This window comes from Pseudomonas sp. AB39(2026) (genome assembly GCF_059831485.1).
In genome coordinates this window covers 1,445,145-1,470,105 of record NZ_CP195212.1, presented here as the reverse complement: position 1 = coordinate 1,470,105, position 24,961 = coordinate 1,445,145, and the positions used below count along the sequence as shown (strand labels likewise).

At 61.4% G+C, this 24,961-nt stretch carries 26 protein-coding genes; 18 read left to right on the top strand and 8 right to left on the bottom strand.

The features are described from left to right. The first annotated feature begins 21 nt into the window (after positions 1-21). The 8 genes from ACSAMW_RS06400 to ACSAMW_RS06365 are packed head-to-tail and all read left to right on the top strand — an operon-like array spanning position 22 to position 5,929. A complete protein-coding gene (locus ACSAMW_RS06400) occupies positions 22-783 on the top strand; it encodes a heme ABC transporter permease (RefSeq protein WP_500593202.1) in 762 nt (253 codons plus the stop codon). After that, on the top strand, positions 780-956 hold the full coding sequence (gene ccmD / locus ACSAMW_RS06395) for a heme exporter protein CcmD (protein WP_168083574.1): 177 nt from the start codon (positions 780-782) through the stop codon (positions 954-956). Before ACSAMW_RS06400 ends, ccmD begins: the two co-directional genes overlap by 4 nt. Continuing rightward, entirely contained in the window at positions 953-1,396 is a 444-nt protein-coding gene (ccmE, locus tag ACSAMW_RS06390) for a cytochrome c maturation protein CcmE (protein WP_500593201.1), read from the top strand. Before ccmD ends, ccmE begins: the two co-directional genes overlap by 4 nt. Then, on the top strand, positions 1,393-3,360 hold the full coding sequence (locus ACSAMW_RS06385) for a heme lyase CcmF/NrfE family subunit (protein ID WP_500593200.1): 1,968 nt from the start codon (positions 1,393-1,395) through the stop codon (positions 3,358-3,360). Before ccmE ends, ACSAMW_RS06385 begins: the two co-directional genes overlap by 4 nt. Next, positions 3,357-3,890, top strand: a complete 534-nt coding sequence (locus ACSAMW_RS06380; protein WP_500593199.1) for a DsbE family thiol:disulfide interchange protein — start codon at positions 3,357-3,359, stop codon at positions 3,888-3,890. The genes ACSAMW_RS06385 and ACSAMW_RS06380 overlap by 4 nt, the downstream gene beginning before the upstream one ends. Then, complete coding sequence (locus ACSAMW_RS06375) at positions 3,887-4,342, top strand: cytochrome c-type biogenesis protein (RefSeq protein ID WP_500593198.1); 456 nt, start codon at positions 3,887-3,889, stop codon at positions 4,340-4,342. Before ACSAMW_RS06380 ends, ACSAMW_RS06375 begins: the two co-directional genes overlap by 4 nt. Beyond that, positions 4,335-5,513, top strand: coding sequence for a c-type cytochrome biogenesis protein CcmI (ccmI, locus tag ACSAMW_RS06370; RefSeq protein WP_500593197.1), 1,179 nt, complete (start codon positions 4,335-4,337; stop codon positions 5,511-5,513). The genes ACSAMW_RS06375 and ccmI overlap by 8 nt, the downstream gene beginning before the upstream one ends. Then, positions 5,510-5,929, top strand: a complete 420-nt coding sequence (locus ACSAMW_RS06365) for a hypothetical protein (RefSeq protein ID WP_500593196.1) — start codon at positions 5,510-5,512, stop codon at positions 5,927-5,929. The genes ccmI and ACSAMW_RS06365 overlap by 4 nt, the downstream gene beginning before the upstream one ends. Here ACSAMW_RS06365 and ACSAMW_RS06360 read toward each other — a convergent pair whose 3' ends face one another. From ACSAMW_RS06360 to ACSAMW_RS06345, 4 genes are all read right to left on the bottom strand, one after another. After that, a complete protein-coding gene (locus ACSAMW_RS06360; protein WP_500593195.1) occupies positions 5,930-7,975 on the bottom strand; it encodes an acyltransferase family protein in 2,046 nt (681 codons plus the stop codon). A gap of 210 nt (positions 7,976-8,185) precedes the next feature. After that, positions 8,186-9,181, bottom strand: a complete 996-nt coding sequence (locus tag ACSAMW_RS06355) for a sulfate ABC transporter substrate-binding protein (RefSeq protein WP_500593194.1) — start codon at positions 9,179-9,181, stop codon at positions 8,186-8,188. A gap of 108 nt (positions 9,182-9,289) precedes the next feature. Beyond that, the gene (locus ACSAMW_RS06350; RefSeq protein ID WP_500593193.1) at positions 9,290-10,303 is read right to left on the bottom strand and encodes a zinc-dependent alcohol dehydrogenase family protein; all 1,014 of its coding nucleotides are present in this window, start codon (positions 10,301-10,303) and stop codon (positions 9,290-9,292) included. Positions 10,304-10,322: 19 nt separating this feature from the next. Further along, entirely contained in the window at positions 10,323-10,853 is a 531-nt protein-coding gene (locus tag ACSAMW_RS06345) for a hypothetical protein (protein ID WP_500593192.1), read from the bottom strand. Positions 10,854-11,030: 177 nt separating this feature from the next. Between ACSAMW_RS06345 and ACSAMW_RS06340 the strand changes: the two genes are divergently transcribed. Next, positions 11,031-11,843 (top strand): SRPBCC family protein, encoded by an 813-nt coding sequence (locus ACSAMW_RS06340; protein WP_500593191.1) that lies wholly within the window; start codon positions 11,031-11,033, stop codon positions 11,841-11,843. Beyond that, complete coding sequence (locus ACSAMW_RS06335) at positions 11,843-13,012, top strand: zinc-dependent alcohol dehydrogenase (protein ID WP_500593190.1); 1,170 nt, start codon at positions 11,843-11,845, stop codon at positions 13,010-13,012. The genes ACSAMW_RS06340 and ACSAMW_RS06335 overlap by 1 nt, the downstream gene beginning before the upstream one ends. A 47-nt stretch (positions 13,013-13,059) precedes the next feature. On the opposite strand, the gene ACSAMW_RS06330 is transcribed toward ACSAMW_RS06335, so the two are convergent. After that, positions 13,060-13,884, bottom strand: a complete 825-nt coding sequence (locus ACSAMW_RS06330; RefSeq protein ID WP_500593189.1) for an NAD-dependent epimerase/dehydratase family protein — start codon at positions 13,882-13,884, stop codon at positions 13,060-13,062. A 178-nt stretch (positions 13,885-14,062) separates the two neighbouring features. On the opposite strand from ACSAMW_RS06330, the gene ACSAMW_RS06325 reads away from it, so the two are divergent. The 4 genes from ACSAMW_RS06325 (at position 14,063) to ACSAMW_RS06310 (ending at position 19,001) form a co-directional block, all read left to right on the top strand. Beyond that, positions 14,063-15,265: an aminotransferase-like domain-containing protein gene (locus tag ACSAMW_RS06325; RefSeq protein ID WP_500593188.1), complete on the top strand. Its 1,203-nt coding sequence runs from the start codon at positions 14,063-14,065 to the stop codon at positions 15,263-15,265. 118 nt (positions 15,266-15,383) lie between these two features. Then, complete coding sequence (locus tag ACSAMW_RS06320) at positions 15,384-16,061, top strand: response regulator (protein WP_168083587.1); 678 nt, start codon at positions 15,384-15,386, stop codon at positions 16,059-16,061. Further along, positions 16,058-17,407 (top strand): ATP-binding protein, encoded by a 1,350-nt coding sequence (locus ACSAMW_RS06315; RefSeq protein ID WP_500593187.1) that lies wholly within the window; start codon positions 16,058-16,060, stop codon positions 17,405-17,407. The genes ACSAMW_RS06320 and ACSAMW_RS06315 overlap by 4 nt, the downstream gene beginning before the upstream one ends. Before the next feature lie 271 nt (positions 17,408-17,678). Then, on the top strand, positions 17,679-19,001 hold the full coding sequence (locus tag ACSAMW_RS06310; RefSeq protein WP_500593186.1) for a dicarboxylate/amino acid:cation symporter: 1,323 nt from the start codon (positions 17,679-17,681) through the stop codon (positions 18,999-19,001). 47 nt (positions 19,002-19,048) lie between these two features. Here the strand turns inward: ACSAMW_RS06310 and ACSAMW_RS06305 are convergent, their stop codons facing one another. Further along, entirely contained in the window at positions 19,049-19,543 is a 495-nt protein-coding gene (locus ACSAMW_RS06305; RefSeq protein WP_500593185.1) for a SprT family zinc-dependent metalloprotease, read from the bottom strand. 156 nt (positions 19,544-19,699) lie between these two features. Further along, a complete protein-coding gene (gene tnpA / locus ACSAMW_RS06300) occupies positions 19,700-20,128 on the bottom strand; it encodes an IS200/IS605 family transposase (RefSeq protein WP_500590926.1) in 429 nt (142 codons plus the stop codon). Here tnpA and ACSAMW_RS06295 point away from each other — a divergent pair. Then, positions 20,009-21,268: an RNA-guided endonuclease InsQ/TnpB family protein gene (locus ACSAMW_RS06295; RefSeq protein WP_500593184.1), complete on the top strand. Its 1,260-nt coding sequence runs from the start codon at positions 20,009-20,011 to the stop codon at positions 21,266-21,268. The genes tnpA and ACSAMW_RS06295 overlap by 120 nt on opposite strands. A gap of 36 nt (positions 21,269-21,304) precedes the next feature. Here the strand turns inward: ACSAMW_RS06295 and ACSAMW_RS06290 are convergent, their stop codons facing one another. Beyond that, positions 21,305-22,147 carry a LysR substrate-binding domain-containing protein gene (locus ACSAMW_RS06290; protein WP_500593183.1) on the bottom strand — a complete coding sequence of 281 codons (843 nt, stop codon included), beginning with the start codon at positions 22,145-22,147 and terminating at the stop codon, positions 21,305-21,307. Positions 22,148-22,197: 50 nt separating this feature from the next. Here ACSAMW_RS06290 and ACSAMW_RS06285 point away from each other — a divergent pair, with 50 nt between their 5' ends. The 3 genes from ACSAMW_RS06285 to ttcA all read left to right on the top strand — a co-directional run bounded on the left by ACSAMW_RS06285 (position 22,198) and on the right by ttcA (position 24,960). Then, positions 22,198-23,139, top strand: coding sequence for an aspartyl/asparaginyl beta-hydroxylase domain-containing protein (locus ACSAMW_RS06285; protein ID WP_500593182.1), 942 nt, complete (start codon positions 22,198-22,200; stop codon positions 23,137-23,139). A 14-nt stretch (positions 23,140-23,153) separates the two neighbouring features. Continuing rightward, on the top strand, positions 23,154-24,017 hold the full coding sequence (locus tag ACSAMW_RS06280) for a DMT family transporter (protein ID WP_500593181.1): 864 nt from the start codon (positions 23,154-23,156) through the stop codon (positions 24,015-24,017). A 118-nt stretch (positions 24,018-24,135) separates the two neighbouring features. Then, positions 24,136-24,960 carry a tRNA 2-thiocytidine(32) synthetase TtcA gene (ttcA, locus tag ACSAMW_RS06275; RefSeq protein WP_500593180.1) on the top strand — a complete coding sequence of 275 codons (825 nt, stop codon included), beginning with the start codon at positions 24,136-24,138 and terminating at the stop codon, positions 24,958-24,960. Position 24,961: the final 1 nt, after the last annotated feature.

Sequence of the window (24,961 nt, the reverse complement as noted above, 5' to 3'; positions counted from 1 at the left end):
CCTAGGGGAAATGATCAGCGTATGAGCTGGGCATGGTTACACCGGCTGGCCTCACCGCCGCGCTTCTACACGCTTGCCGGGCGCCTGTTGCCATGGCTGGGTAGCCTGTCGGCGCTACTGCTGGCCGTAGGCGTTACGTGGGGCCTGGCCTTTGCGCCACCGGACTACCAGCAGGGCGATAGCGTGCGCATTCTGTACATTCATGTGCCGGCGGCCCTGCTGGCGCAAACCTGCTACGTGATGCTGGCGGTGGCCGGGGTGGTGTCGCTGGTGTGGAAGATCAAGCTGGCAGACATCGCCTTGAAATGCGCAGCGCCCGTGGGCGCCTCCATGACGGCGTTGGCATTGGCCACCGGGTCGATCTGGGGCAAGCCCACCTGGGGCGCCTGGTGGGTATGGGATGCACGGCTCACTTCCATGCTCATCCTGTTGTTCCTGTATGCGGGCCTGATTGCCCTTGGCCAGGCCATCGGTAATCGCGACAGCGCCGCCAAAGCCTGTGCAGTGCTGGCCATCGTGGGCGTGATCAATGTGCCCATCATCAAATACTCCGTGGTGTGGTGGAGTACGCTGCACCAAGGCGCCACCTTTACATTGACGGCCAAGCCGGCCATGCCTGCGCAAATGTGGCTGCCCCTGGCGTTCACCGTGCTGGGGTTCTACTTATTCTTTGCGTGTATGGTGTTGCTGCGCATGCGTACCGAGCTGCTGCGCCGGGAAGGGCTAAGCCAGTGGGCCCAGGCGGTAATGGCCACGGCGACACCTGTGAGGAGGGCACCATGAGTTTTTCCACGTGGGGGGATTTCCTCGCCATGGGCCACCATGGGCTTTATGTCTGGTCGGCCTACGGGTGCTGCGCCCTGGTCCTGCTGTGGAACCTGATGGTGCCCCTGCGGGCACGTCGTCGCCTGCTTGATGAAGAGGCGCGTCGGGTGCGACGGAGCAAGGCCCGATGAACGCGGTTCGGAAAAAACGCCTGATGATCGTGCTGGGGCTATTGCTTGGGGTTGGCCTGGCGGCTGGCTTGGCGCTCAGCGCGTTGCAGCAAAATATCAACCTGTTCTACACGCCTACACAGATCGCCCGTGGTGAAGCGCCCTCAGGCCAGCGCATTCGCGCAGGCGGCATGGTGGAAAAGGGCTCGCTGGTGCGCAGTGCCGACAGCCTGGACGTACGCTTTGTGGTCACAGACTTCACCCGCTCGGTCACTATTCATTACCAGGGCATCCTGCCAGACCTGTTTCGTGAAGGGCAGGGCATTGTGGCCATGGGCGTGATCGATGCCAGTGGTGTCGTGCAGGCAGACGAAGTGCTGGCCAAGCACGATGAGAAGTATATGCCCCCGGAAGTCACTAAGGCCCTCAAGGACAGCGGCCGCCTCGGAGCTACCCCATGATTCCTGAAGTTGGGCAGTTGGCCCTAGCCCTGGCGCTGTGCCTGGCGGTTGCACAAACCGTAGTGCCACTGTTGGGTGCGTGGCGCGGGGTGCCGCTGTGGATGGCGGTGGCCAGGCCTGCGGCCTGGGGGCAATGCGCCTGCCTGGTGTTCGCCTTTGGCTGCCTGGCTTACGGGTTTTTGCATGATGACTTTTCCGTGGCCTATGTGGCGGAAAACTCCAATACGGCACTGCCCTGGTACTACAAATTCAGCGCGGTCTGGGGTGCCCACGAGGGCTCGCTACTGCTATGGGCCTTGATCCTAGGCGGCTGGACCCTGGCCGTCTCCCTGTTTTCCCGGCAACTCCCAGCCGCCATGCTGGCACGGGTGCTGGGGGTGATGGGGTTGATCAGCACGGGCTTTCTACTGTTCCTGCTGGCCACTTCCAATCCGTTCGCACGGATTCTGCCGCAAGTACCACTGCAAGGGCGGGACCTGAATCCTCTTTTGCAGGACATCGGCCTGATCGTTCATCCGCCCATGCTGTACATGGGCTATGTAGGGTTTTCAGTGGCGTTTGCCTTTGCAATCGCCGCGCTCCTGGGCGGCCAACTGGACGCGGCATGGGCACGCTGGTCACGGCCTTGGACGCTGGTGGCCTGGAGCTTTCTGGGCATTGGTATCAGTTTGGGGTCCTGGTGGGCCTACTATGAGCTGGGCTGGGGGGGCTGGTGGTTCTGGGACCCGGTCGAAAATGCGTCCTTCATGCCCTGGCTGGTGGGTACCGCGCTGATTCACTCCCTGGCGGCCACCGAGCAACGCGGCGTATTCAAAAGCTGGACGGTGCTCCTGGCCATCGCGGCGTTTTCACTGAGCCTGCTGGGCACCTTCCTGGTCCGCTCCGGGGTGCTGACGTCGGTCCATGCGTTTGCCTCGGACCCTGCCCGTGGTGTGTTTATCCTGGCCTTCCTGCTGGTGGTCACGGGGGGCGCCCTGGTGCTGTTTGCGTTGCGCGCCCCGGTGGTCCGCAGCCACGTGCGGTTCGGTTGGGCCTCTCGAGAAACCCTGCTATTGGTGAACAACCTGCTGTTGGTGGTAGCGGCCGCCACTATTTTGCTAGGCACCCTGTACCCCTTGTTGCTGGACGCCCTCACCGGCGACCGGTTGTCAGTGGGGCCGCCGTACTTCAATAGCCTGTTCGTGCCCTTGATGGGCCTGTTACTGGCTACCCTGGGCGTGGGTGTACTCATGCGCTGGAAAACCACACCCAGTGCCTGGTTGCGACGCATGCTGATGCCGGTGCTGGCAGCGGCCGTGCTCTGCGCTGTATTGGGCGGGCTGGTGGGCGGCTACCGGCACTGGCCTTTGCTGGCTGTGCTGGCCTTGGCCACGTGGGTGATAGGCGCCGGCCTTCGGGACCTGGCCGACAAGCTTCGCCACCAAGGCATGGCCGGGCTACGCACGCTGCGGCGCAGTTACTGGGGCATGCAGGTGTCGCACCTGGGCTTGGCCATCGCCGCCATCGGTGTCGTGTTTTCTACTCAGCTGGACGCCGCCCGGGACCTGCGCATGGCACCCAATGACAGTGCCGAGGTAGGGGGCTACACGTTTATCTTCCGAGGCACGCAGAGCATGCGCGGCCCTAATTACACCGGCGACAGGGCCATTATCGAAGTGAGCCGGGAGGGCCATACCCTAAGCGTGCTTCACCCAGAGAAGCGCCTGTACGCTGCGCAGGGTTCGGTGATGACGGAGGCGGGCATCGACGCTGGCCTGTTTGCCGACCTGTATGTGGCGCTGGGCGAACCGTTACCGGAGGGCGCATGGGCCGTGCGCCTGCAGGTCAAACCCTTTGTGCGCTGGATCTGGCTGGGCGGGCTGCTGACGGCGCTGGGCGGTGTAGTGGCTGCACTGGACCCTCGCTACAGAGCGCGGTTGCGCCAGCGGGTGCGGCCTGTGGCTACCGAGGAGGTGCACCCATGAACCGCCGCTGGTTGGCTGTTCCGCTGCTCCTGTTCGTGGGGATGGCCGCAATGCTATACCGAGGGTTGTACCTGGACACGGCCGAGCTACCCTCGGCGCTGATCGGCAAGCCGTTCCCGGCCTTTGCCCTCACCTCGCTCAGTGGCCAGCCACTGGGCCGTGAGGCGCTGCTGGGCAGGCCTGCGCTGGTTAACGTGTGGGGCACCTGGTGCGTGGCCTGCCGTGAGGAACACCCCACGCTGGCCCGGCTGGCCCGGCAAGGCGTGGTGATCCACGGCATCAACTACAAGGACGACACCACGGCGGCCACTCAGTGGCTGCGAACCCTGCACAACCCTTACCAGGTCAACGTGAGTGACCCCCAAGGCACCCTCGGCCTGGACCTTGGCGTCTATGGCGCGCCTGAAACCTTCCTGATCGATGCCCAAGGCGTGATCCGCTACAAACACGTGGGGATCGTGGACGACCACGTGTGGCAGCGTGAGCTGGCGCCGCGCTACCAGGCCCTGGTCAGTGAGCCGGCACCATGAGGGCGTTCTGGCTGGTACTGGCGCTGATGTGGGCGGGCATGGCCCAGGCGGCCATCGAGACCTATGGGTTTGACAACGACGCGCAACGGGCGCGCTTCGCCGCGCTCACCCGGGAGCTGCGCTGCCCCAAATGCCAGAACCAGGACCTGGCCGATTCCAACGCGCCCATTGCCGCCGACCTGCGCCGGGAAATCCACCGGTTGATGGTGGAAGGCAACAGCGATGAGCAGGTAATCACGTACCTGGTGAACCGGTATGGCGAGTTTGTGCGCTACAGGCCCGCATTCGAGGCGCGTACCTGGTTGTTGTGGCTGGCGCCAGAGGTGTTCCTGCTGGTTGGCGGCGTGATCGGCTACCGCCTGTTGCGCCGGCGCAGCCCGCTTGCGGTTACCTTGACCGACGCCGAGCAGGCTCGGCTGGCCCATGTGTTGAAGGGCACTGAAGATGACTGATTTCTGGGTGGTTGCCATGGCCCTGCTGCTGGCCGTCGGTGCCCTGCTGGGTTGGCCTTTGAGGGTGTCGCGCCGTCGGCCAGCGGCACCCCGCGCCACGGTGAACGTGCAGGTCTACGAGGAGCGGCTGGCCGGTTTACGCGAGGAGCACGAGGCGGGCCGGCTCGAAGATGAGGCCTGGGAGGCCGCCAAGGTGGAAGCGGCCAAGGCGCTGCTGGCCGATGTGCCTGGTCAACAGACGGTGCCGCTGGCCAGGGGAAACGGGCGTTGGCTGGTGGGCGTTGTGATGGTACTGGTGCCTGCCGCCGCCATTGCCCTTTATCTGCACTTCGGCGCCCTGGGCCGTCTGGAACTGGCCCGTGAGTTGGCCACCCCGGCCCGTTCGCCTGAGCAAGCATTGTCACGGCTGGAGCGCACGGTGCAGGTGCAGCCGGACGCGCCAGACGCCGTGTTTCTGCTGGCGCGCACCTACATGGCCCAGAACCGGGCTGCCGAAGCGGTGCCCCTGTTCGCACAGGCGGCCCAGTTGGCCGGTCGGCCTCCGGCCTTGCTCGGCCAGTGGGCACAGGCCCTGTACTTTGCAGCCAACCGGCAATGGTCTGCGGATATTCAAGCGCTGGTAGACGAAGCCCTGCAGGGTGACCCGAACGAGAGCACGAGCCTAGGGTTGTTGGGCATCGCTGCGTTTGAAGGCAAGCATTGGGCCGCCGCTGCGGCCTACTGGGCTCGGCTACAGGCAGGGTTGGCGCCCAATGACCCCACGCGGGCTACCTTGCAGGCCGGCATCGACCGCGCCCGCCATGCGTTAGAGGAGGAGGGCGGCGCCCAGGCCCAAGGCCGTCGGTTGAACGTGACCGTAACGTTGGCGCCCTCGGTAGCCACCCACGTCAGCCCGCAGGACACGGTGTTCGTGTTCGCGCGTGCGGCAGGCGGCCCGCCCGTTCCGTTGGCCGTCAAGCGCCTGCGCGTAGCAGACCTGCCCACCACGCTGGTATTGAGCGATGCCGATGCCATGCAGCCCGCCCTGAAACTCTCGGGGTTCGGGGAAGTCCATGTGATGGCACGCGTCAGCCGCGCAGGCCAGCCGCTGCACGGTGAATGGGTAGGGGCGGCCACGCACAGCGGCGACACGTATACGCTCACCATCGATAGCCCGGAAACCAGACCATGATGCCTTTGAAGCCCCTTGCCTCTCGCCTGATGTTGTTGACCCTGGTGCTGGGGCTGGGTGCCTGTTCCGCGCAGCGCCCGGCCAGCGAGTCGGGGCCACGGCCACTGCCGCCTGTGCCTGCAGGGCCGGCTGCCCAACCGCCGGTCACGCCGCCTGCGCCACCTGCACCGCCTACCCAGGTGCCTCGCCCAGCGCCGAGCACCTCGGCCAGCTTCGCACCGCCGCCGGGTGGCCCCAGCCATTGGGACCAAGGCCTTGGGGTGTACGTGCTGGATAACCAGCCGGGCACCTACTACCGCCAGCGCACCTACTACCGCTGGAACAACGGCTGGGGGTGGGCAACCAGCCCCAACGGCCCGTGGGAAGCTACCGACAGCAGCGGTGTGCCACCGGGGCTAGGGCGTCAGCATCCGTAATCACCGGGTAGCCACGGGTGACGGCAGGGGCGTGAGCAACTGCTGCATAGCCTCAATGAACAGGCGTGCGCCGTGTTCATTGAGGTGGTCGCTGTCCTTGTAGAAGGACGTGGTATCGCCGATCAGGCACCGCTCGGCATCACACAGGCGGTTGTCCAGCACCACCAACCGCAGCCGGCCTTGGGCCTGGTCCGCGTCAAACACCTCACGGGTGTACTGCTGCAATTGGCGGTGCTCGGCCACTGAAATGGACAATGCACGCACCGCCTGCTGCTGTTCAACCGGGTTGGCCGCTGCGGTGTGTGCCAAGCGGTAATACAGGTATTTGGGGTTGGCCCGCTGCTGCGGCGCTTGGGCTACCACGTCCACCTCGGCGCCGAGTGCGCGGTAGGCCTCCACCGTTTTCTCCAGCGCTGCCCTGAACACAGCCCGTGAGGTCGCCTGGTCCAGGGCCTGCTGCTTGGGCGTTACCAGGAAGTACCGGGTCAGCCGGGCCTGCCCGTAGTTGCCATCGGTGTACAGCGTCCAGCGCGCTACCAGCACCACCCGCTTGATGCCGTGCTCACGTACGTAGGCCAACTGTCGCTGCGCCAGGTCAGTACAGGCGCCTGGCCCATAGTTCCCCACCGCCACATCCACCCCCAGCAGAGGCGGGCAACCCCCTACGCCCAGATGGGCAATACTCAAGCCCAGGCTGCGCCCCGCAGCGTCGAAGGCGGGCAGCAGGGCTTCGGAATGGCTGTCGCCGAACACGGCGACCTCGGCCGTGCCGGCCTGGCGAGGAGCACCGAAATAGCACACGCCAATGCCCCAACCGTCGCCACGGTAGTCCCGGTCGCACCCTGCGCGAGCTGTGGGGTCTTCGAACCCCTGTGCCAGGCGCGTATCGTCATTGCCAGGCCCCTTGAAGCCTTGGGTCAGGTAGCCGCCTAAGCCAATGGCCATGAACAGGGCCGAAGCCAGCGCCCCATAGGCAAACACCCGCTGGCGGGTAAAGCGCCGCCGTTGACGGAAGGGCTGTTCCACATAGCGCCAGCTCAGCCAGGCCACCACCAACGAGGCGCCTGCCACCGCCAATAGTTCAGCCAGCGAGGGCGGGACCAGGCTGCGGTGCCGGGCAAAAGCCAGCAGGGGTTGGTGCCAGAGGTAGGTGCTGTAGCTGATCAACCCGATAAATACTAAGGGCCGGGTGCCTAATAACCGGCCAACCCAGGTATTGCCGCCAGCGAACAGGATCAGCAGTGCAGCCCCTGCGGTAGGCACCAGCGCATGCAGGCCCGGGAAGGGGGTGCTTCTATCAAAGCCGAAAATGGCCAGCGCCACTAGCCCGAGCCCGGTCGCCGCTAACAGTTGCTGAGGCTTGGCTGCGCTCTGGGCATGATGGGGCCGATGCGTGGCATAAAGGGCCACAAACGAACCGGTCAGCAACTCCCAGGCGCGAGCAGGCAACAGAAAGAAGGCCGCCGTGCTGGCCTGCTGCGCGCCGTATTCAGCCCAGGCCAGGCTGGCGAGGGCTACCGCCACCAGGCTGGCGATTCGAAAGCGCAGCCCCAACCGCCAAGTCAGCATCAGCCATAGCGGGATCAGCACGTAGTACTGCTCTTCCACGCCCAGGGTCCAGGTATGAATCAGCGGTTTAAGGTCGGCCTCGCCATCGAAGTAGCCGCTTTCCATCCAGAACAATACGTTGGACGAGAACAGCGGCACGGCTACCAGGCTTTTGGCGAAGGCTTTAAGGTCCAAAGGGTCCAGCCATAGCCATGCCATGGGCAAGCACGCCAGCATCATCACGGTCAGGGCCGGCAGAATCCGCCGCGCGCGGCGTTCGTAGAATTGCACCAGCGAAAATTGGCCACGGGCCAGTTCAGCCAGAAGGATGGACGTGATGAGGTAGCCGGAGATCACGAAAAAGATGTCAACGCCAACGAAACCACCCGAAAACAGGGGGACGCCCGCGTGGTAGAGCACCACGGGCAGGATGGCGAGGGCGCGCAGCCCGTCGACCTCTGGCCGATAAGGCACAGCGGGAGTGTGAGTCGTGGTCATGGTGGTGTTCCCCACATGGGGCCGCAAAGTGAAGGAAAGTCAGGCAAGCAGGCGCGCTACCGCAGGGCCTTTTCGAGAAAGGGCCCTGCGGTAGGAATATGCGTATGAGAGGCGGTACAAACTACCTGTGGCGGTAGGGAAGATCAAGGGGTCGATGACAATTGGCCACTACTTATTGTGGGTGCAGCGCCGTGGTATAGCGGCATGTACTCACTGCTGGTAGAGCTGATCGAACACGCCGCCGTCGGCAAAGTGGGTTTTCTGCACCGTGCGCCAGTCCCCGAAGGTCTTCTCTACCGACATGAAGTCCACCTTCGGGAAGCGGTCCGCGTACTTGGCCAGCACGGCGGGGTCACGGGGGCGTAGGTAGTTCGCGGCAGCAATGTCCTGACCCTCCGGGGACCACAGGTACTTGAGGTAATCCTCAGCCAGGGTGCGTGTGCCTTTCTTCTCCACCACTTTTTCAACCACCGCTACGGGCGGTTCGGCCTCAGCGGACACGCTGGGGTACACCACCTCGAACTGGTCGCGGCCGAACTCCCGCGCGATCATTTCCGCTTCGTTCTCGAACGTCACCAGCACGTCGCCAATCTGGTTGGTCATGAAGGTGGTAGTAGCGGCACGGCCGCCGGTGTCCAGCACAGGGGCCTGCTTGAACAACTGCCCCACGAAGGCTTTGGCTTTGGCGTCGTCCCCGCCGTTCTTGAGCACGTAGGCCCAGGCGGACAGGTAGGTATAGCGGCCATTTCCGGACGTTTTAGGGTTGGGCACGATCACCTGCACGCCGCTTTGGAGCAGGTCGGGCCAGTCTTTGAGGTGTTTCGGATTGCCCTTGCGCACGATAAAGACCGTGGCCGAGGTGAACGGGGCACTGTGGTTGGGGAGTAAGGTGACCCAGTTATCCGGTACCAACTGGCCGTTGTCGGCCAGGGCGTTGATGTCGGTGGCCATGTTCATGGTAATCACGTCCGCCGGCAGGCCATCGATCACCGAACGTGCCTGCTTGCTGGAACCGCCGAATGACATCTGTACCGTGACGCCCTCGGGGTGCTCGGCTTGCCAGTGCTTCTGGAAGGCGGTGTTGTAGTCCTTGTAGAAATCCCGCATCACGTCATACGACACGTTCAGCAGGGTAGGTGCCGCGTGGGCACCGACGGCAAACAGGGTGACGGCACCCAGCACTGAGGCAGCGAGCAGTTTCTTCACAGATCGATCCTTGAAAGGCAGCGGGACAGGTGCGGGGGACTATAGCCAACCCCCACACTCGCTGAAAGCCCTGTGTGGGCCTGTCCGCTCAGGCTCAGAGAGCCTGTGTTACCACTCGACTACTACTTTGCCGAAGTGGCTGCCGCTTTCCTGGAAGCGGAAGGCCTCGGCCAAGTCTTCCAAGGCAAAGCTACGGTCCAGCACCGGGCGCAGGCCGGTGTGCTCCAGTGCCGCCACATAGTCCTGCTGCTGTTGCCGGTTGCCTACGATCAGGCCTTGCAGGCGGGCCTGCTTGGCCATCAACAGGGCGGTAGGTACATCACCCTGGCGGCCGGTCAGCACACCGATCAACGAAATATGCCCGCCCACACGTACCGCAGCGATGGACTGGGCCAGCGTGCCAGGGCCGCCGAGCTCAACCACATGGTCTACCCCCTTGCCACCGGTAAGCTCGGTAGCGACCTTGCCCCAGTCCGCCTGCTCCCGGTAATTGATGCCGTGGTCTGCACCCAGGGCCATGGCCCGCGCCAGCTTCTCGTCCGAGGAGGACGTGACGATCACCTTGGCGCCCATGGCTTTGGCAATCTGCACGGCAGCGATGGAGACGCCCCCCGTACCTAGGGTAAGCACGGTATCACCCGCCTTGAGCAGCCCATCGCCCACTAACGCGCGCCATGCCGTAAGGCCGGCCGTGGTGATGGTGGCGGCTTCGGCATGGGTCCACCCCCTCGGTGCCAGGGTAAAGGCACTGGCAGGCCGCACCACATACTCGGCCGCAAACCCATCTGCGCCATCCCCAGGCGTGGCATCAAAGTTGCCCACGCCCGAAAACGCAGGGCCTGCCGGCCAATGGGGGAAAAACGTGGACACCACCGAATCCCCCGGTGCGAATTCCGTAACGCCAGTGCCTACGGCTTCAACAACGCCAGCACCGTCCGCCATGGGGATACGTTTATCGGCTGCCGGAATGCTTCCGTTGGCCACCAGCAAATCGTGGAAATTGAGCGACGTAGCGTGTATGGCAACACGGATTTCACCAGGCCCAGGTGCGCCGGGGTCTGGGAGGTCCACCAGCGCTAATTGATCCAGGCCGCCAGGGGCGCGAACGATCATGGCTTTCATAACAGCGTTATCCTCAAGGTCAGGTCCAGCCCAGTGTTTGCGCGAAAGCGCGCCGGTAGGGCGTGTCAATTTGGGCGGGAACGTTTTGAATATAGGTGCGGGCATGGCCTTGTGTATCTGCGGGAAGTGACGTGAGGTACCGCAGGGCTTCGCTGCACGTGGGCACCTGGCCCTCTACGTCGTGAATGCGCGGTGGCAGGTTGGTCCAGATCACCGCCTCGATCCCCCGCGCCTTGGCCCACTCACCTACGTATCCCGCGGCCTGCGCGTCTACCAGTAGGCAACCAATGCCGGTGTCCCGGGCAGCGGGTATGGCCTCACGCTCTTTGAGTGCCTGGCAGGCCTGCGCCAGGGAGGCCGTGGCCAACCTGGCCCACAGTACAGGCACCGGCTCGGCATTGATGCATAAGGCGGTCGAAAGTTCTCCACCGTCACCCACACGGGAAAACTCGATGGGCAGTGCCGGGCCGTCTTCGAACCATGGCCCGTCCACGGGCAATGCTTCGGGCTTCCAGATCAACGAGCCCCACCCCAAGCAGACGATATTCACGTTCCGGTACTCCATCCAACTGGCTAATCGCTAGCGTGAGACCCTGCGTGCAGCACAAATGTTTAGCGGGTTTGTGTATTAGCGCCTTCAGGATTTGGTCAGGAAGCTACCGATGGGATTGAACGCCTGGCCACTTGGCCCCTCTCCTTTGAAAGCCCCTACAAAAAGGAAGCGCTAATGATGCCTCGCCCCTCACTGGCTTCAATCAAGGCACCTGAGGGTGCCGATACCCTCAGCCCACCAGAACGGGCGCTATGCCTGGCAGGGGGTAGCCTGCTGTTGCTCAATGGCCTGCGCACCCGTGGCGTGGCTGGCGCTGCTCAGGTACTGCTCGCCGGCTGGTCGGTTTGGCGTGGTTACCGAGGCCGCTGCGCATTGAAAGCCACCTTGGCCCATACCCCTATGGAACAAGAATGGGAAGCCGAAACGGGGTGGCCCAGCAGCAAGGTCATCAGCCGTAGTATCACCGTCAACAGGCCCGTGGATGAGGTCGTCGCGTGGTGCCGTAACCCGGCCAATATCGGCCCGCTGATTCCTTGGGTGGACGCCATTGAGCAAACCGGTGACGACCGCTATCAATGGACATTGCGCGGGCCTCGCGAGCGCAGCTACCGCTGGACGCTGGTCCAGAGCGAGCCACAACAGGGCCGCGCCTTGCGTTGGAATACGTCGGGTGACGGCGTGTGGCAGCATGAGGCAGACGCCCGCTTTACCGAGGCACCCAATGGCCGCGGCACTGAAATTCGCCTGGTAGTGGCGACCCAGCCGCCCCGTGGGCCTGCGGGGTATGCGGTCGCGTCCCTTATCAGCCGGTTTAGCCACAAAGCGTTGCTGTACCTGCTGCGCGCGCTCAAGCAGCAGATCGAAACCGGTGAACTGGCGACCAACCGGCCACGGCACGGTGCACGAGACTTTCTGTTCATTCATGCCGATCACAGCACCGACGCGGACTGCTCTGCAACGAACGAACCTGATGGAGACCAACGCTGATGCGCGCGCTCACATGGCAAGGCCCTAACTCACTGCAGGTGGACACCGTCCCGGACCCGGTACTGCTCAACCCACGAGACGTGATCATCAAGGTGGCGCTGTCCTCGGTGTGTGGCTCGGACCTGCACCTGCTGGGCGGCTACGTACCTACCATGCACCCCGGTGACATTCTAGGCCATGAGTTTCTCGGGGAAGTGGTGGAGGTAGGCGCTCACGTAAAAACCGTCGTGAAGGGCGACCGTGTCATCACGGTGTCTATCATTGGCTGCGGTGAGTGCGAACATTGTGTGCGTCAGGATTTTTCCTGCTGCGACAACTCCAACCCTAACCCCTGCGTGACTGAAACAGCCTATGGTCAGCCCTGCGGCGGGATCATTGGCTACAGCCATGCCTTTGGCGGGTATGCGGGCAGCCATGCAACCTACATCCGTGTGCCCTATGCGGACACCAACCTGTTCAAAGTGCCCGACGGGGTCACCGATGAACAGGCGGTGTTCGTTTCCGATGCGGCGCCCACAGGCTACTTCGCCGCCGACAATGCTGGCATACAGCCCGGTGACACGGTTGCGGTATGGGGCTGCGGTGCGGTGGGGCAGATGGCGATTGCCAGCGCCTACCTGCTTGGTGCCGAGCGCGTCATTGCCATTGACCGGTTGGCCGACCGCCTAGCCCTGGCTGAAAGTAAAGGGGGTGCTATTACCCTTGATTACGAAACCACCAATATTCACCAGGCCCTGCTGGAGCTTACAGGGGGCCGTGGCCCCGATCGGTGCATCGACTGCGTTGGCATGGAAGCCCACGGCACCGAAATCGACTATGCGTATGACAAGGCCAAGCAGTTGATGCGGCTGCACACCGAGCGCGGCACGGTGCTGCGCCAAGCCATACGGGCCTGTCGCAAAGGAGGTACCGTCAGCGTGGTTGGCGTGTACGGGGGGCTGATGGACAAATTCCCCATGGGGGCTGTGATGAACAAGGCCCTGACCCTGCGCTCAGGGCAGCAGCCGGGGCAGCGCTATGCGAACCAGCTGTTCACACACATTCAAGAGGGCCGGTTGGACCCGTCCTGGATGCTCACACACCCCATGGACCTGGAGGACAGCGCCCAAGGCTATGCGTTGTTCAAGGAAAAAGGCGACCAATGCCTGAGGGCTGTGTTCAGGCCTTGAAGGCTATAGATCGTGTGCAGGGTGCTCGGAGCACCCTGGTCACGTGGTCAATCGGTTTCAAACGGGCCTTGGGCGGTGAATGCGCCCCCGTGGTACACCGCTGCTGGGTCATCGGCCGCTACAGGCGGCTGCGCTTCCACCTTGGCCGCGAACGGCGCCGAGCTTCCCTGGGGTTCGTACCCTAAGTGAGCAGCCAACCGATTGTCCCACCATACTTGGGGGTTATCAGACATGCCGAATACAACGGTATGGCCCAGGTGCGGGGCCTCCAGGCCTTTGACGATCAACTGGGTCAGGTCTTCGTAACTCAACCAGGTGCACAGCATGCGTCGGTTTTGTGGCTCTGGGAATGAAGAACCGATACGGATGCTGAGGGTTTCGATCCCATAGCGGTCGTAGTAGAACGTTGCCAAGTCTTCTCCATAGGACTTGGACAAGCCGTAATAGCCATCGGGGCGCCGCGGGGCCAGTGCATCGATGGTTTCGGTTTGCTTGTAGAAACCGATCACATGGTTGCTGCTGGCAAAGATCACGCGTTTCACGGCGTGCCGCCGAGCGGCTTCGTAGATGTGATAGGTGCCCGCGATGTTGGGGCCGAGAATCTCTTCAAAGGGGCGCTCAACGGAGACGCCGCCAAAGTGAAGAATGGCATCCACGCCCTTGACCATCTGGTCCACTGCCGCTTTATCGGCCAGGTCGCACAGCACGACCTCTTCATGCGCCTGGGCAGCCTCGGGCGCCACGATATCGGACAGGCGCAGCAGGGAGGCGTGAGGTCTTAGCGTGTGCCGAAGCACTTTGCCCAGCCCCCCTGCGGCGCCGGTGAGCAGAAGGCGGCGGGAGTGGGTGGCGGTGTAGCTGGATGCGGTCATGATTGCCCCTGTTGTTATCGTTATCGGTTGTCCTATAACACGCCTCAGTATCCCCAGAGGCTGTTATTTGTCAAAGGCCTTCTTTCATGCCGCCAGGGCATGACGTGATGAGGATTGCTCGTTTGCCGGCCGGTTCTGCCTCACGAATACTGGGCCTTTGCACATCAGAGGCTCTGTGATGAGTGCCATGCCGCTGCAGTACCGTTTCAATCCGGCGTTCGAAGCACCCAGTGGCTCGGCGATTCGCGAGCTGTTCAAGTACCTGTCGCAGCCCGGCATGATTTCCTTTGCAGGCGGCTATCCGGCGCCTGGGCTGTTTGATGCCCAAGGCTTGGCCGATGCCAGTGCAAGGGCCATGAGTGAGCCTGCCACCAGCCTGCAATACGGCGCGACCGAAGGTACACCTGCGCTCCGCCTGGAGCTGGCTGCATTGATGGCGCGGCGGGGCACCGCCGTGGCGGCTGATGACATAGTAGTCACCACCGGTTCCCAGCAAGGGTTGGACTTGCTGATTCGTGTGCTATTAGCCCCCGGTGACGGCGTACTGGTAGAGCGCCCAACCTATCCTGCCGCCCTGCAGGCGTTCCGCCTGGCCGGTTGCCCTGTGACCAGCGTACCTGGCGACGCGCAGGGGCTGGACACCCAGGCCTTGGGCGAACTGTTAGGGGCGGCAGTGCCAGGCCACTACCGCCTGCTCTACTGCGTGCCGGATTTTGCCAACCCTACCGGCGCCTGCATGCCCCACGCGCGACGCCTGGAACTGCTGGCACTGGCAGCCAAGCACAACGTGCTGCTGGTGGAAGATGACCCCTACGGGGCGCTGCGTTTCACCGGGGAACCGGTGCCGTCGTTGTTGGCATTGTCTGGGCAGGTCCCAGGTGCCGAAGGCCGGGTCGTGCACTTGTCCAGCCTGTCCAAGATCGTGGCGCCTGGGCTTCGAGTAGGCTGGATGGTGGCGCCTGTGCCGGTCAGGCAGCGCTGTGTGATCGCCAAGCAGACGGTCGACCTGTGTACCTCCCCCATCAGCCAGCAGATTGCCGCCCACTACTTGGCCAGCGGTGCTCTTGAACGCCATCTTCCGGTATTGCGCGAGGGCTATGCCCAGAAGTGTGCGCAGATGCTCCAGGGCCTCGCCGCACTCAGTGGGCGCCTGGACGTAGAAGCACCCGCCGGGGGGATGTTCGTGTGGGGCCGCCTGGCCGACGGCAGTGATGCCCAGCCCCTGTTCGACCGGGCCATCGCGCACAATGTGATGTTCGTGCCGGGGCGCGCTTTCTATGCTGACCGGCCAGACCCTTCCCGCTTCCGCCTTTCGTTCGCAGCCCCGGGCCTGGAGCAGATCGAAGAGGGCGTGAAGCGGTTGGCCCGCGCCTTGAACTGAGCCCTGGGGCTGGCACAGGCTCACGGCCGCCAGTGTGCGTATCGCTCTGATGGCGGCTCAAGGAAAGGCAGGTTACTCTTGCCGCCCACTGAAGCCTGGAAGCACATAGGGTACGGGCATGAAACTGCTGCTGGTCGAAGACGAGGCCTTGTTGCGCCACCATCTGCATACCCGCCTGAGCGAAGGTGGCCATATTGTTGAAGCCGTAGCGGACGCCAGGGCGGCCTTGCAGCACGCGGCAGACGCCACCTTCGACCTGGCCATCGTGGACCTGGGCTTGCCCGGCCTGTCAGGCCTTGAGCTGATTCGCCAGTGGCGTGCCCAAGGGCGGGTGTTTCCCATTCTGGTCCTCACGGCCCGGGGCAGTTGGCAGGACAAGGTCGAGGGGCTGGCCGCCGGTGCTGACGACTACATGGTGAAGCCGTTCCAGTTCGAAGAGGTGGAAGCCCGGCTTGGCGCCTTGCTGCGCCGGGCCAGCGGTTTCACCCAGCCCACCATTGTGGCCGGCCCACTGGCGCTGGACCTGAACCGCAAACAGGCCACCCTGCAAGACGAGGCGCTGGTGCTCACAGCGTTCGAATACCGCATTCTTGAATACCTGATGCGCCACCATCAACAAGTGGTCGCCAAGCAACGCCTGATGGAGCAATTGTACCCAGACGATGGGGAACACGACCCCAACGTGATCGAAGTCTTGGTAGGGCGGATCCGGCGCAAGCTTGAAGTGGCCGACGGCTTCAAACCCATCGATACCGTAAGGGGCCTGGGCTACCTGTTCACCGAGCGTTGCCGGTGATCCGTTCCCTACGCTTTCGGCTAATGCTGGCCGGGGCTCTGCTGGCGGTGCTGTTCATGCTCGGCTTGCTGCCTGCCCTTCAAGGGGCCTTCAGCCTGGCGCTTCGCGAATCCGTAGAGGAGCGCCTGGCCACGGAAGTGACCACGCTGATTTCCGCCGCCCGGCTGCAAAACGGCCAGCTGGAGATGCCCGTGCCCATGCCGGACGAACGTTTCGAAGTCCCTGCCGAGCGTTCCTTGAGCTATGTGTTCGACCGTCAAGGCGCGCTGCTGTGGCACAGCCCCGGTTCCCCTTTGCCTGAGTACAGCCCGCAATACGATGGGCAGGGTAATCGCTTTTCCCGTTTTACCGCGCGCGACGGCGAGGCCTACTGGGTCTATGACGTGGAAGTGAAGTTGCTCGGGGGGCAAAGGGCGGCGTTCAGTTTCGTCGCCATGCAATCGGTGGAGCCTTATCAACGGACCTTGGGTGCCCTGCGTGACCGTTTGTACCTGGGCTTCGGCGCGGCGCTGCTCACCTTGCTGGTGCTGTTCTGGGCGGGCATGACCTGGAGCTTGCGCTCGCTACGGCGCCTGAGCCATGAGCTGGATGAAATCGAAGCCGGACAGCGGGAGGGGTTGAGCGAACACCATCCCAGCGAGCTGTTGCGGCTTACTCGTTCCCTGAACCGCTTGCTGGCCAGCGAGGGGGAACAGCGCCAGCGCTACCGAGACTCCCTCGGGGACCTGGCCCACAGCCTCAAGACGCCGTTGAGCGTGCTGCAAGGCATTGGCGAAACGTTAGCAGGGCGTGCTGCGCAAGGGGAGGAGGGCAAGCATGCCAGTATCCTACGGGGGCAAGTGGCGCGCATGAGCCAACAGATCGATTACCAGCTTCAACGGGCCAACGTGCGCCATGGTGGGCTGGTGCGCCGCCAGGTTCAGGTGCGGCCTGTACTGGACAGCCTGGCCGCCAGCTTACGCAAAGTGTACCCCGGCAAGCCGGTGAACCTGCATATCGTACTGGCGCCGCCGGGCCTTCTGCCTATCGAAGAAGGGGCGTTGATGGAATTGCTCGGAAACCTGCTGGAAAACGCCTGGCGGCTGTGCCTCGAAGACATCAGCGTAAGCCTGAGCGTGATCGGCCAGCGCCTGGAGCTGCTGCTGGAGGACGATGGCCCCGGCATTGCACCGGAACAGCGTGGGCGCATTCTGCAGCGCGGCGAGCGGCTGGACCGGCAGCACCCAGGGCAGGGCATTGGCCTGGCCATGGCCCAAGACATCATCCGTAGCTACCAAGGCAGCTTGGCAATCGAAGATTCCCCGTTGGGTGGGGCACGGTTCCGTATCAGCTTTGCCAAGGTGTAGTGGCGGATATCCGCCAGGTGCTACCGGGTAATGGAAAGTGATGGCGACTTTCCGCCATTTTTCCTCGGGGCTTTGCGCACGCGCTACGCTCAAGGCCTGAGCGTACAGGTTCCAGCACGCCAGGTACTGCGTTGGCATGAGCCTTGCGATGCATTAGGCAAGGCCCGCCGTGCAGGTGAGGACCCAGAACAAATCCCTCCACTGAGGAGGGTTCCGCTTCATGTGTCGCTGTGCCCGGCCCACGCTGCCGGTCACACTTGAGGAAACCGCCATGACGACCCGTCAGCCGCTCTACAAGTCCCTGTATTTCCAGGTGATCGTTGCGATCATCATCGGTGTGCTGCTTGGCCACTTCTATCCCCAGACGGGCACTGCGCTCAAGCCACTGGGCGATGGCTTTATCAAACTGATCAAAATGGTCATTGCTCCGATCATCTTCTGTACGGTGGTGAGCGGTATTGCCGGCATGCAGAACATGAAAGCCGTGGGCAAGACTGGCGGCTATGCGTTGCTGTACTTTGAAATCGTGTCCACGATTTCCCTGATCATCGGTTTGATCGTGGTCAACGTGGTACAGCCTGGGGCTGGCATGCACATCGACCCCGCCACCCTGGATGCCTCCAAGGTCGCTAGCTATGTGACCCAGGGTGCTGACCAAAGCGTTGTGGGCTTCCTGCTCAACGTGATTCCTACCACCATCGTCGGCGCCTTTGCCAATGGCGATATCCTTCAGGTGCTGATGTTCTCGGTGATCTTCGGCTTTGCCCTGCATCGCTTGGGTAGCTACGGCAAGCTGCTGGTTGACCTGATTGATCGCTTCGCCCATGTGATGTTCAACATCATTAACATGATCATGAAGCTGGCACCGCTGGGCGCCTTGGGCGCCATGGCCTTCACCATCGGCAACTATGGCGTGGGTTCACTGGTGCAATTGGGCCAGCTGATGCTGTGCTTCTACATCACCTGCGTACTGTTCGTGGTAGTGGTGCTGGGCGCCATCGCCCGCGCTCATGGTTTCAGTGTGTTGAAGCTGGTGCGTTACATCCGTGAAGAACTGCTGATCGTGCTGGGTACGTCTTCGTCCGAATCAGCCCTGCCGCGCATGCTGGCCAAGATGGAGCGCCTGGGTGCACAGAAGTCGGTAGTCGGCCTTGTCATTCCCACGGGCTACTCCTTCAACCTGGACGGCACTTCCATCTACCTGACCATGGCGGCTGTGTTTATTGCACAGGCCACCGATACCCATATGGACATCACCCACCAGATCACCCTCTTGGCGGTGCTGTTGCTGTCTTCCAAAGGGGCAGCAGGTGTTACCGGTAGCGGGTTTATCGTACTGGCTGCCACCCTGTCCGCCGTGGGCCACTTACCGGTCGCTGGCTTGGCGTTGATCCTGGGCATCGACCGCTTCATGTCTGAGGCGCGGGCACTGACCAACCTGGTGGGTAACGCTGTCGCGACCGTAGTGGTTGCCAAATGGGTAGGCCAGTTGGACGAAGGTACGCTGCAACGTGAGCTAGCCTCTGGCGGTACCCCGCTGGAATTGAACAAGCCCGAAGACGACCTGAAAGTTGCCGAAGGCAGCCGGTTGTAACCGCTGCCTGCATGCGGAGCGAAGCCCGGGCCTGTGCCCGGGCTTTTTCATTCCACCCGTGTTTGCCCGCTGAACACCAACGTGTGACGACATTGTCGGCATAGGTAACGGCGGCCCTTGCGTACCAGGCTATGGCGTTGCGGGGTAAAGGCAAACTCACTGCTTGGGCAAGGGCACCGATACAGGTAGCGCAGTACTTGGCGGCGCTTGACCTCATAGCTATGGCAGCGCTGTGGCGGCAGTTCATAAACGCCGCGCATGATGAGCTGCCACTCCTGACCATGGGGAGCGATACGGTCTCCGAACACATGGTGGGCAACCAGGTGAGCCACTTCGTGGGGCACGGTCTGCTGCAGGAAATCTTCGGTATTGCGCTGGTACAGCTCGTGGTTGAAGCGCAGTTTGTTCTCGTGCAAATGCGCAACGCCGGCTTTCTGCCCCCTTAATTCGAGGCTAACGACCGGGCGCTTGAACGGGCGCTTGAAAAAGGTTTCGGCCTGCACGTAGCAGGCCTCAACCCGGCTAAGAAGGGTGTCTGGCATAAATAATGGCTCCGCAAGGCGCGATTATGCCTTGTAGGGCTTCGGATGGCTGAGCCATTGGTCACTGTTCTCAGCAAGTCCCCGCCAGGGGTTACCGGAAGTGCGGAAAGCCCCGAAGTTCAGTTCGGGGTCAAGAGCATGGACGCCGTAGGCGTCCTAATCAGGCGTTCGCTGATCCTCAATATATTGGCGCAGGATTTCCATCGGCGCTCCTCCACATGACGATGCAAAGTAGGACGGTGACCACAGCACGCCTCGACGCTTGAGCCAAGGGTGGAAGTCTCCAAACTGTTGTCGCAGTCTCCGTGAGGACACACCTTTCAAGGACGCGACAAGATTAGACAGTGCCACTTTCGGCGGGTAGGTGACTAGTAGGTGAACGTGGTCATGCTCACCATTGAACTCCAGCAGTTCGGCCTCAAAATCCTGGCAGACGCTTGCCAGTACCGGCTGCATCGCATCCAGATGTTCTTTCTGAAACACATTGCGTCGAAACTTGGTAACAAAGACCAAGTGAGCATGAAGCGCAAATACGCAATGGCGACCATGCCGAATATCTCCATCAAGCTTACGCGGCCTAGCCATGATAGCCTCTTGAGTGATTTCAATGACCAATTGTATAATGCTGCCATGGAAATCACCAAGACATTGAAGTTGAGAATCAGGGACAAGCATGCCAAGGCAATGCTTGCGATGGCTCGCGACGTCAATCAGGTCTGGAATTTCTGCAACGAAACACAGTTTCGCAGCCTGAAGCGTTACTGCAACCGTCCGAAAGTGTGGCTGTCAGGTTTCGACCTGCAAAAACTCACAAACGGATTCAGCAAGTGCGAAGGGGTGTCTATAGGTTCTACCACGCAGCAGCAGGTGTGTGAGGAATTCGCTACCCGGCTCAGGCAGTTCAAGCGGCAACGCCTGAACTGGCGCGTCAGTGACCGCAAGTCCTCCAAATACTCATTGGGCTGGGTACCTTTCAAGGCTGGGGCACTGACTTTCCGGAATGGCCAGGTTCGATTCAAAGGCATACATGTTGGGCTGTGGGACTCCTATGGCCTCTCCAAGTACGAATTGAGAGCAGGTAGTTTCAATGAGGATTCGCGTGGCCGCTGGTATCTCAATGTGGCTGTCAAAATGCAGGTCGAAAAAAAACCGGCAGCCAGCCCCTCATCTGTCGTCGGTATCGACCTGGGTCTGAAAACACTGGCAACGTATTGCAACGGTGAGAAATTCGAACCAAAGCGTTGGTATCGCGCGTCTGAAGCAGCGCTGGGTATTGCACAGCGAGCCGGCAAAAAGAAGCGTATCAAGGCTATCCATGCCCGTATCGCCAATCAGCGTAAAGATGCTCTCCACCAGGAGACGTCTGAGCTGGTGAAGAAACATGCTGCAATTTTCGTTGGCAATGTGAACGCAAAAGCGCTGGCAAAAACGACCATGGCCAAGTCCGTGCTCGATGCTGCGTGGACGACGTTCCAAACACAACTCCGGTACAAGGCCATCAGGCGTGGAGTCGTGTTCGCAGAGGTCAACGAAGCGTTTTCAACCCAAACGTGCTCGTGCTGTGGTGTTGTTTCGCCCAGCAGTCCGAAAGGTAGGGTCGGACTTGGAATAAGGCAGTGGACGTGCAGCGATTGCGGAACGGTCCATGACCGTGACGTCAATGCTGCCCGGAACATCGCCCGCCTGGGGCTTCAGGCGCTTGCAGAAGGAATCCCCGCTCTTTAGGGCGGGGAGGAAGTCAAGTATATCACAGCCTCCACCCTAGGGCAGGGCCTGGAAATAACGCCTTATGACCTCGGCCAGCGTGTGTGCCGGCGTACCGAAGCAGGCTCGGTGACAGGCCAGGGAAATATCCAGGTTTCCCAGTGCAGGCAGCCCGTCGGCTGGCCCGAGCAGTTCGAACGCCTCACCTGCAACAAGCGATGACACCGCTGATACACAGCCCCCTGAGGCCACGGCGCTTACGATACCGGCATAACTGGTGCTGTGGTAGGCGATCCGGTAACGGATGCCTGCACGGTTCAACGCGGCCAATACAATGTCCCTGTCCCCGCACCCTTGAGTGAACAGTGCCAGTGGCAGCGGGTCTAGGGTGGCGGCATGGCTGCCGCGAGCACATATCCAGCTTAGAGGCTCGGCGTGCAGTAACTCCGAGGCAATGCTGCCAGGGCAACCCTGAGTTAATACGATATCCAGCAGCCCAGCTTCATATTGCTGCCAGATGGCACTGCTGTAACCGCAGTTAACCTCGACTTCGATGTCGGGAAAACGGTGCGCACAGGTGCGCAGAATGCCCGGGAAGAACCGATGGGCGTAGGTGTCGGAGGTGCCGATGCGAACCAGGCCCTTGTGGGCGTCGCCTGTCAACGCATTAACCGCTTGGTCGTTAAGGGCCAGAATGTTCAACGCGTAGTTCAGTAGGCGCTCTCCCTGAACGGTCAGCACTAGTCCACTTTTTTCTCTCAAAAATACCTCTGCGCCCAGTTGGCGCTCCAGTTTTTGCACTTGTTGGCTAACAGCGGACTGCACGCGATGCAGCCGTTGAGATGCCTTCGAAAAGCTTCTTGCTTCGGCAACTGTTACAAAGGCGCGAAGTTGGTTCATGTCCAGAGTCAAGAGTCGGTCTTCCTTTATCACGATTCAAGATGGCGTGTATGATGAATATGCGCGATCCTTTCGTCAACGGATTCGGTACTGTTGCGCCTCTTTCTTCAGGAGCGCATTTAATGGCATCAAAAATACTAGGTGTAATTAACTTGGCCGAGTTTGGTATCGAGGCTGATCTGGGGTACCTCAATTCAGTGCATAAAGTGCCGGAAGTATACGATGAGTTCGGTCAAGGCTACTGGAAAAATGTTTCGATATATAACGACAGTGGGCGTGCAGGGGACAGTCAGTATCGAAACGCCAACACCTGCCTGCCCACTGAACATGCTGCGCGTTGCCCGGCTATCCAGCACCTGTTGTGTCATTTCACGTTCGAGCACTTGCGCATGGTCCGCGCCAGAAATCTGGTAGACGGTATGGTAGTTCCACACCGAGACTTTGTAGAGCTGGAACAAGGCAGGCATTACTATCGCGTGTTCATTGCACTTGAAAACAACAATCAGGCTTTTCATTCCGATGAGTCGGGCGTTTTTCAGATGAAGGCTGGAGAAGTGTGGTTTCTGGATGCCGGGATCACTCATTCAGCTGTGAACTTTGGAACAAGCAGCCGCCTGTTTCTATGCCTGGATTATGTGTTCGACCAACCCGTAGAGGCACCGACTATCTTTACGCGGCCGCACGAACTCATTCCTCCACGGCAGGCCTGGCATGTTAATAGAATGCCGCTCGATCAGGCTGCACTGGAGGGCTTGCTGTCGGCCGCCGCCCGGTTACTAAACCGGCACACGTTCAAGGACGTGGTCTTCCTCCTGTCCAAATACCACTTCATCTATGACGTACCGGTATCAGCCTGCTACGACTGGTTGATGGCCGCTGCAGAAATGGCAGGCGACACTGTTGTTGTGGATAAAGCACGTACGTTGCGCCGGTACCTGATCGAAGCTCGCGAGGTGGGTCAACGTTATGTCTTGAATGATTGGCCCGTATAGGCTGGAGCTTTGCCATGACCCTGGACCGCGTATCGCCTTTTCTATTTCTCTTGATGTGGAGCAGTGGCGCTGTATTTGCAGCGTTGGGGCTGCAATATGCGTCCGTTTCCGTATTCCTGGCCGTTCGATCGGTGGGCGCGGCGGCCTTGCTATTGCTGGTGTGCATCGGGCTTTTCCGCAAGGCAGGCTTTTGGCGCAAGGTGCAGCTTGCCCCCCGGCAATTGCTGAGTGTGCTCACCATTGGCCTGTTGATGCAGCTCGTTTATCAAACGGCGTACGTGCTAGCGCTGCACTACCAGCTCACGCCCGGCATGTTGGCGATTGTTCTGGGCCTGCAGCCTGTGCTTACGCCGCTCATTGCGCGTGAGCGCCTGCCGTGGCGTGGCGTATGTTGCCTGGTGGCTGGTTTGATCGGCCTGGTTATCGCGGTGGCGGGCGCCCGCGAGGTGGGGGCCGTCACCGGGCTTGGCCTTGTCTTCGGCGTGGTCGCTGTGCTGTCCATCAGCACTGGCGCCGTGATGCAAAAGGCTTCGACGATGGATCCTGTGGTATCCGCACTCTACCAGACACTACTGGCGGCTCTGTTGTTTACGCTTGGCTTGCCCTTCACACCCCTTCACCTTGAGGTGACCGTGCCCTTCGTGCTGGCCGCCGGGTGGATGATCGTGGTTGTGTCGGTCTGCGCCGTGCTGCTTCTGTTCTATCTGTTGTCGAGGAAGTCTGCCAGCCAGGTGGCGGTTCTTTTCTACCTGGTGCCTGTCTTCACGGTGGCCTTCGACTACTTGGCCTTTGGCAATACCCTGTCCACGGTCACATGGCTTGGGGCAGTCATTGTGATGCTGGCGGTAGGGGGGTATGGGCGGCTGAGCCGGGCGTAACAGGCCATGGCGGCTCGGCGCTCGCAGATGGTCAGCCTTGCCTACGCTCGCCACGCATTTACAGGTAGAATGCGCGCCTTCGTATTCCGCTGTCGGCACGTATCAGGATCTCTCCACCATGGGCACCCTTTCGGTCAATCAAAACAAACTGCAAAAACGCCTTCGCCGCCTGGCAGGGGAGGCGGTTGCCGATTTCAATATGATCGAAGAGGGTGACAAGGTCATGGTATGCCTGTCCGGCGGCAAGGACAGCTACACCATGCTGGACGTGCTGCTCCACCTGCAGAAGGTAGCCCCCATCAAGTTCGACCTGGTGGCGGTGAACATGGACCAGAAGCAGCCCGGTTTTCCGGAGCATGTGTTGCCGGCCTACCTCAAGCAAGTGGGCGTCGAGTACCACATTCTGGAAAAAGACACCTACTCGGTGGTCAAGGCCTTGATTCCGGAAGGCAAGACTACATGTTCGCTGTGCTCGCGGCTGCGCCGGGGCACTTTGTACACCTTTGCCGATGAAATTGGCGCAACCAAGATGGCCCTAGGGCACCACCGCGACGATATCGTGGAAACGTTCTTTCTGAACATGTTCTTCAACGGTGCCATGAAGGCCATGCCGCCCAAGCTGCTGGCTGATGACGGCCGAAACGTGGTCATCCGGCCACTGGCCTATTGCGCCGAGAAGGACATCCAGGCGTATTCGGACCTCAAGCAGTTCCCCATCATCCCATGCAACCTGTGTGGTTCTCAGGAGAACCTGCAGCGCCAGGTGGTCAAGGACATGTTGGTGGAGTGGGAGCGCAAGCACCCTGGCCGTACCGAAAGCATCTTCCGGGGCCTGCAGAATGTCGTGCCGTCGCAGTTGGCGGACCGGGACCTGTTCAACTTCACCGATCTGCGTATCGATGAAGCCGCCACACCGCGATTTGTGGACCTTATGAATCTGTAAC

Excerpts from the sequence above, each read along its gene's own strand:
- ACSAMW_RS06335 (WP_500593190.1), top strand. The coding sequence starts at position 11,843 with ATGCGCGCGCTCACATGGCAAGGCCCTAACTCACTGCAGGTGGACACC.
- ACSAMW_RS06295 (WP_500593184.1), top strand. The coding sequence starts at position 20,009 with ATGTTCTTTCTGAAACACATTGCGTCGAAACTTGGTAACAAAGACCAA.
- ACSAMW_RS06305 (WP_500593185.1), bottom strand. The coding sequence starts at position 19,543 with ATGCCAGACACCCTTCTTAGCCGGGTTGAGGCCTGCTACGTGCAGGCC.
- ACSAMW_RS06330 (WP_500593189.1), bottom strand. The coding sequence starts at position 13,884 with ATGACCGCATCCAGCTACACCGCCACCCACTCCCGCCGCCTTCTGCTC.
- ACSAMW_RS06400 (WP_500593202.1), top strand. The coding sequence starts at position 22 with ATGAGCTGGGCATGGTTACACCGGCTGGCCTCACCGCCGCGCTTCTAC.
- ACSAMW_RS06280 (WP_500593181.1), top strand. The coding sequence starts at position 23,154 with ATGACCCTGGACCGCGTATCGCCTTTTCTATTTCTCTTGATGTGGAGC.
- ACSAMW_RS06350 (WP_500593193.1), bottom strand. The coding sequence starts at position 10,303 with ATGAAAGCCATGATCGTTCGCGCCCCTGGCGGCCTGGATCAATTAGCG.
- ACSAMW_RS06340 (WP_500593191.1), top strand. The coding sequence starts at position 11,031 with ATGATGCCTCGCCCCTCACTGGCTTCAATCAAGGCACCTGAGGGTGCC.
- ccmI (WP_500593197.1), top strand. The coding sequence starts at position 4,335 with ATGACTGATTTCTGGGTGGTTGCCATGGCCCTGCTGCTGGCCGTCGGT.
- ccmE (WP_500593201.1), top strand. The coding sequence starts at position 953 with ATGAACGCGGTTCGGAAAAAACGCCTGATGATCGTGCTGGGGCTATTG.
- ttcA (WP_500593180.1), top strand. The coding sequence starts at position 24,136 with ATGGGCACCCTTTCGGTCAATCAAAACAAACTGCAAAAACGCCTTCGC.
- ACSAMW_RS06285 (WP_500593182.1), top strand. The coding sequence starts at position 22,198 with ATGATGAATATGCGCGATCCTTTCGTCAACGGATTCGGTACTGTTGCG.
- ACSAMW_RS06380 (WP_500593199.1), top strand. The coding sequence starts at position 3,357 with ATGAACCGCCGCTGGTTGGCTGTTCCGCTGCTCCTGTTCGTGGGGATG.
- ACSAMW_RS06325 (WP_500593188.1), top strand. The coding sequence starts at position 14,063 with ATGAGTGCCATGCCGCTGCAGTACCGTTTCAATCCGGCGTTCGAAGCA.
- ACSAMW_RS06320 (WP_168083587.1), top strand. The coding sequence starts at position 15,384 with ATGAAACTGCTGCTGGTCGAAGACGAGGCCTTGTTGCGCCACCATCTG.
- ccmD (WP_168083574.1), top strand. The coding sequence starts at position 780 with ATGAGTTTTTCCACGTGGGGGGATTTCCTCGCCATGGGCCACCATGGG.
- ACSAMW_RS06290 (WP_500593183.1), bottom strand. The coding sequence starts at position 22,147 with ATGAACCAACTTCGCGCCTTTGTAACAGTTGCCGAAGCAAGAAGCTTT.
- ACSAMW_RS06310 (WP_500593186.1), top strand. The coding sequence starts at position 17,679 with ATGACGACCCGTCAGCCGCTCTACAAGTCCCTGTATTTCCAGGTGATC.
- ACSAMW_RS06360 (WP_500593195.1), bottom strand. The coding sequence starts at position 7,975 with ATGACCACGACTCACACTCCCGCTGTGCCTTATCGGCCAGAGGTCGAC.
- ACSAMW_RS06365 (WP_500593196.1), top strand. The coding sequence starts at position 5,510 with ATGATGCCTTTGAAGCCCCTTGCCTCTCGCCTGATGTTGTTGACCCTG.
- ACSAMW_RS06385 (WP_500593200.1), top strand. The coding sequence starts at position 1,393 with ATGATTCCTGAAGTTGGGCAGTTGGCCCTAGCCCTGGCGCTGTGCCTG.
- ACSAMW_RS06375 (WP_500593198.1), top strand. The coding sequence starts at position 3,887 with ATGAGGGCGTTCTGGCTGGTACTGGCGCTGATGTGGGCGGGCATGGCC.
- tnpA (WP_500590926.1), bottom strand. The coding sequence starts at position 20,128 with ATGGCTAGGCCGCGTAAGCTTGATGGAGATATTCGGCATGGTCGCCAT.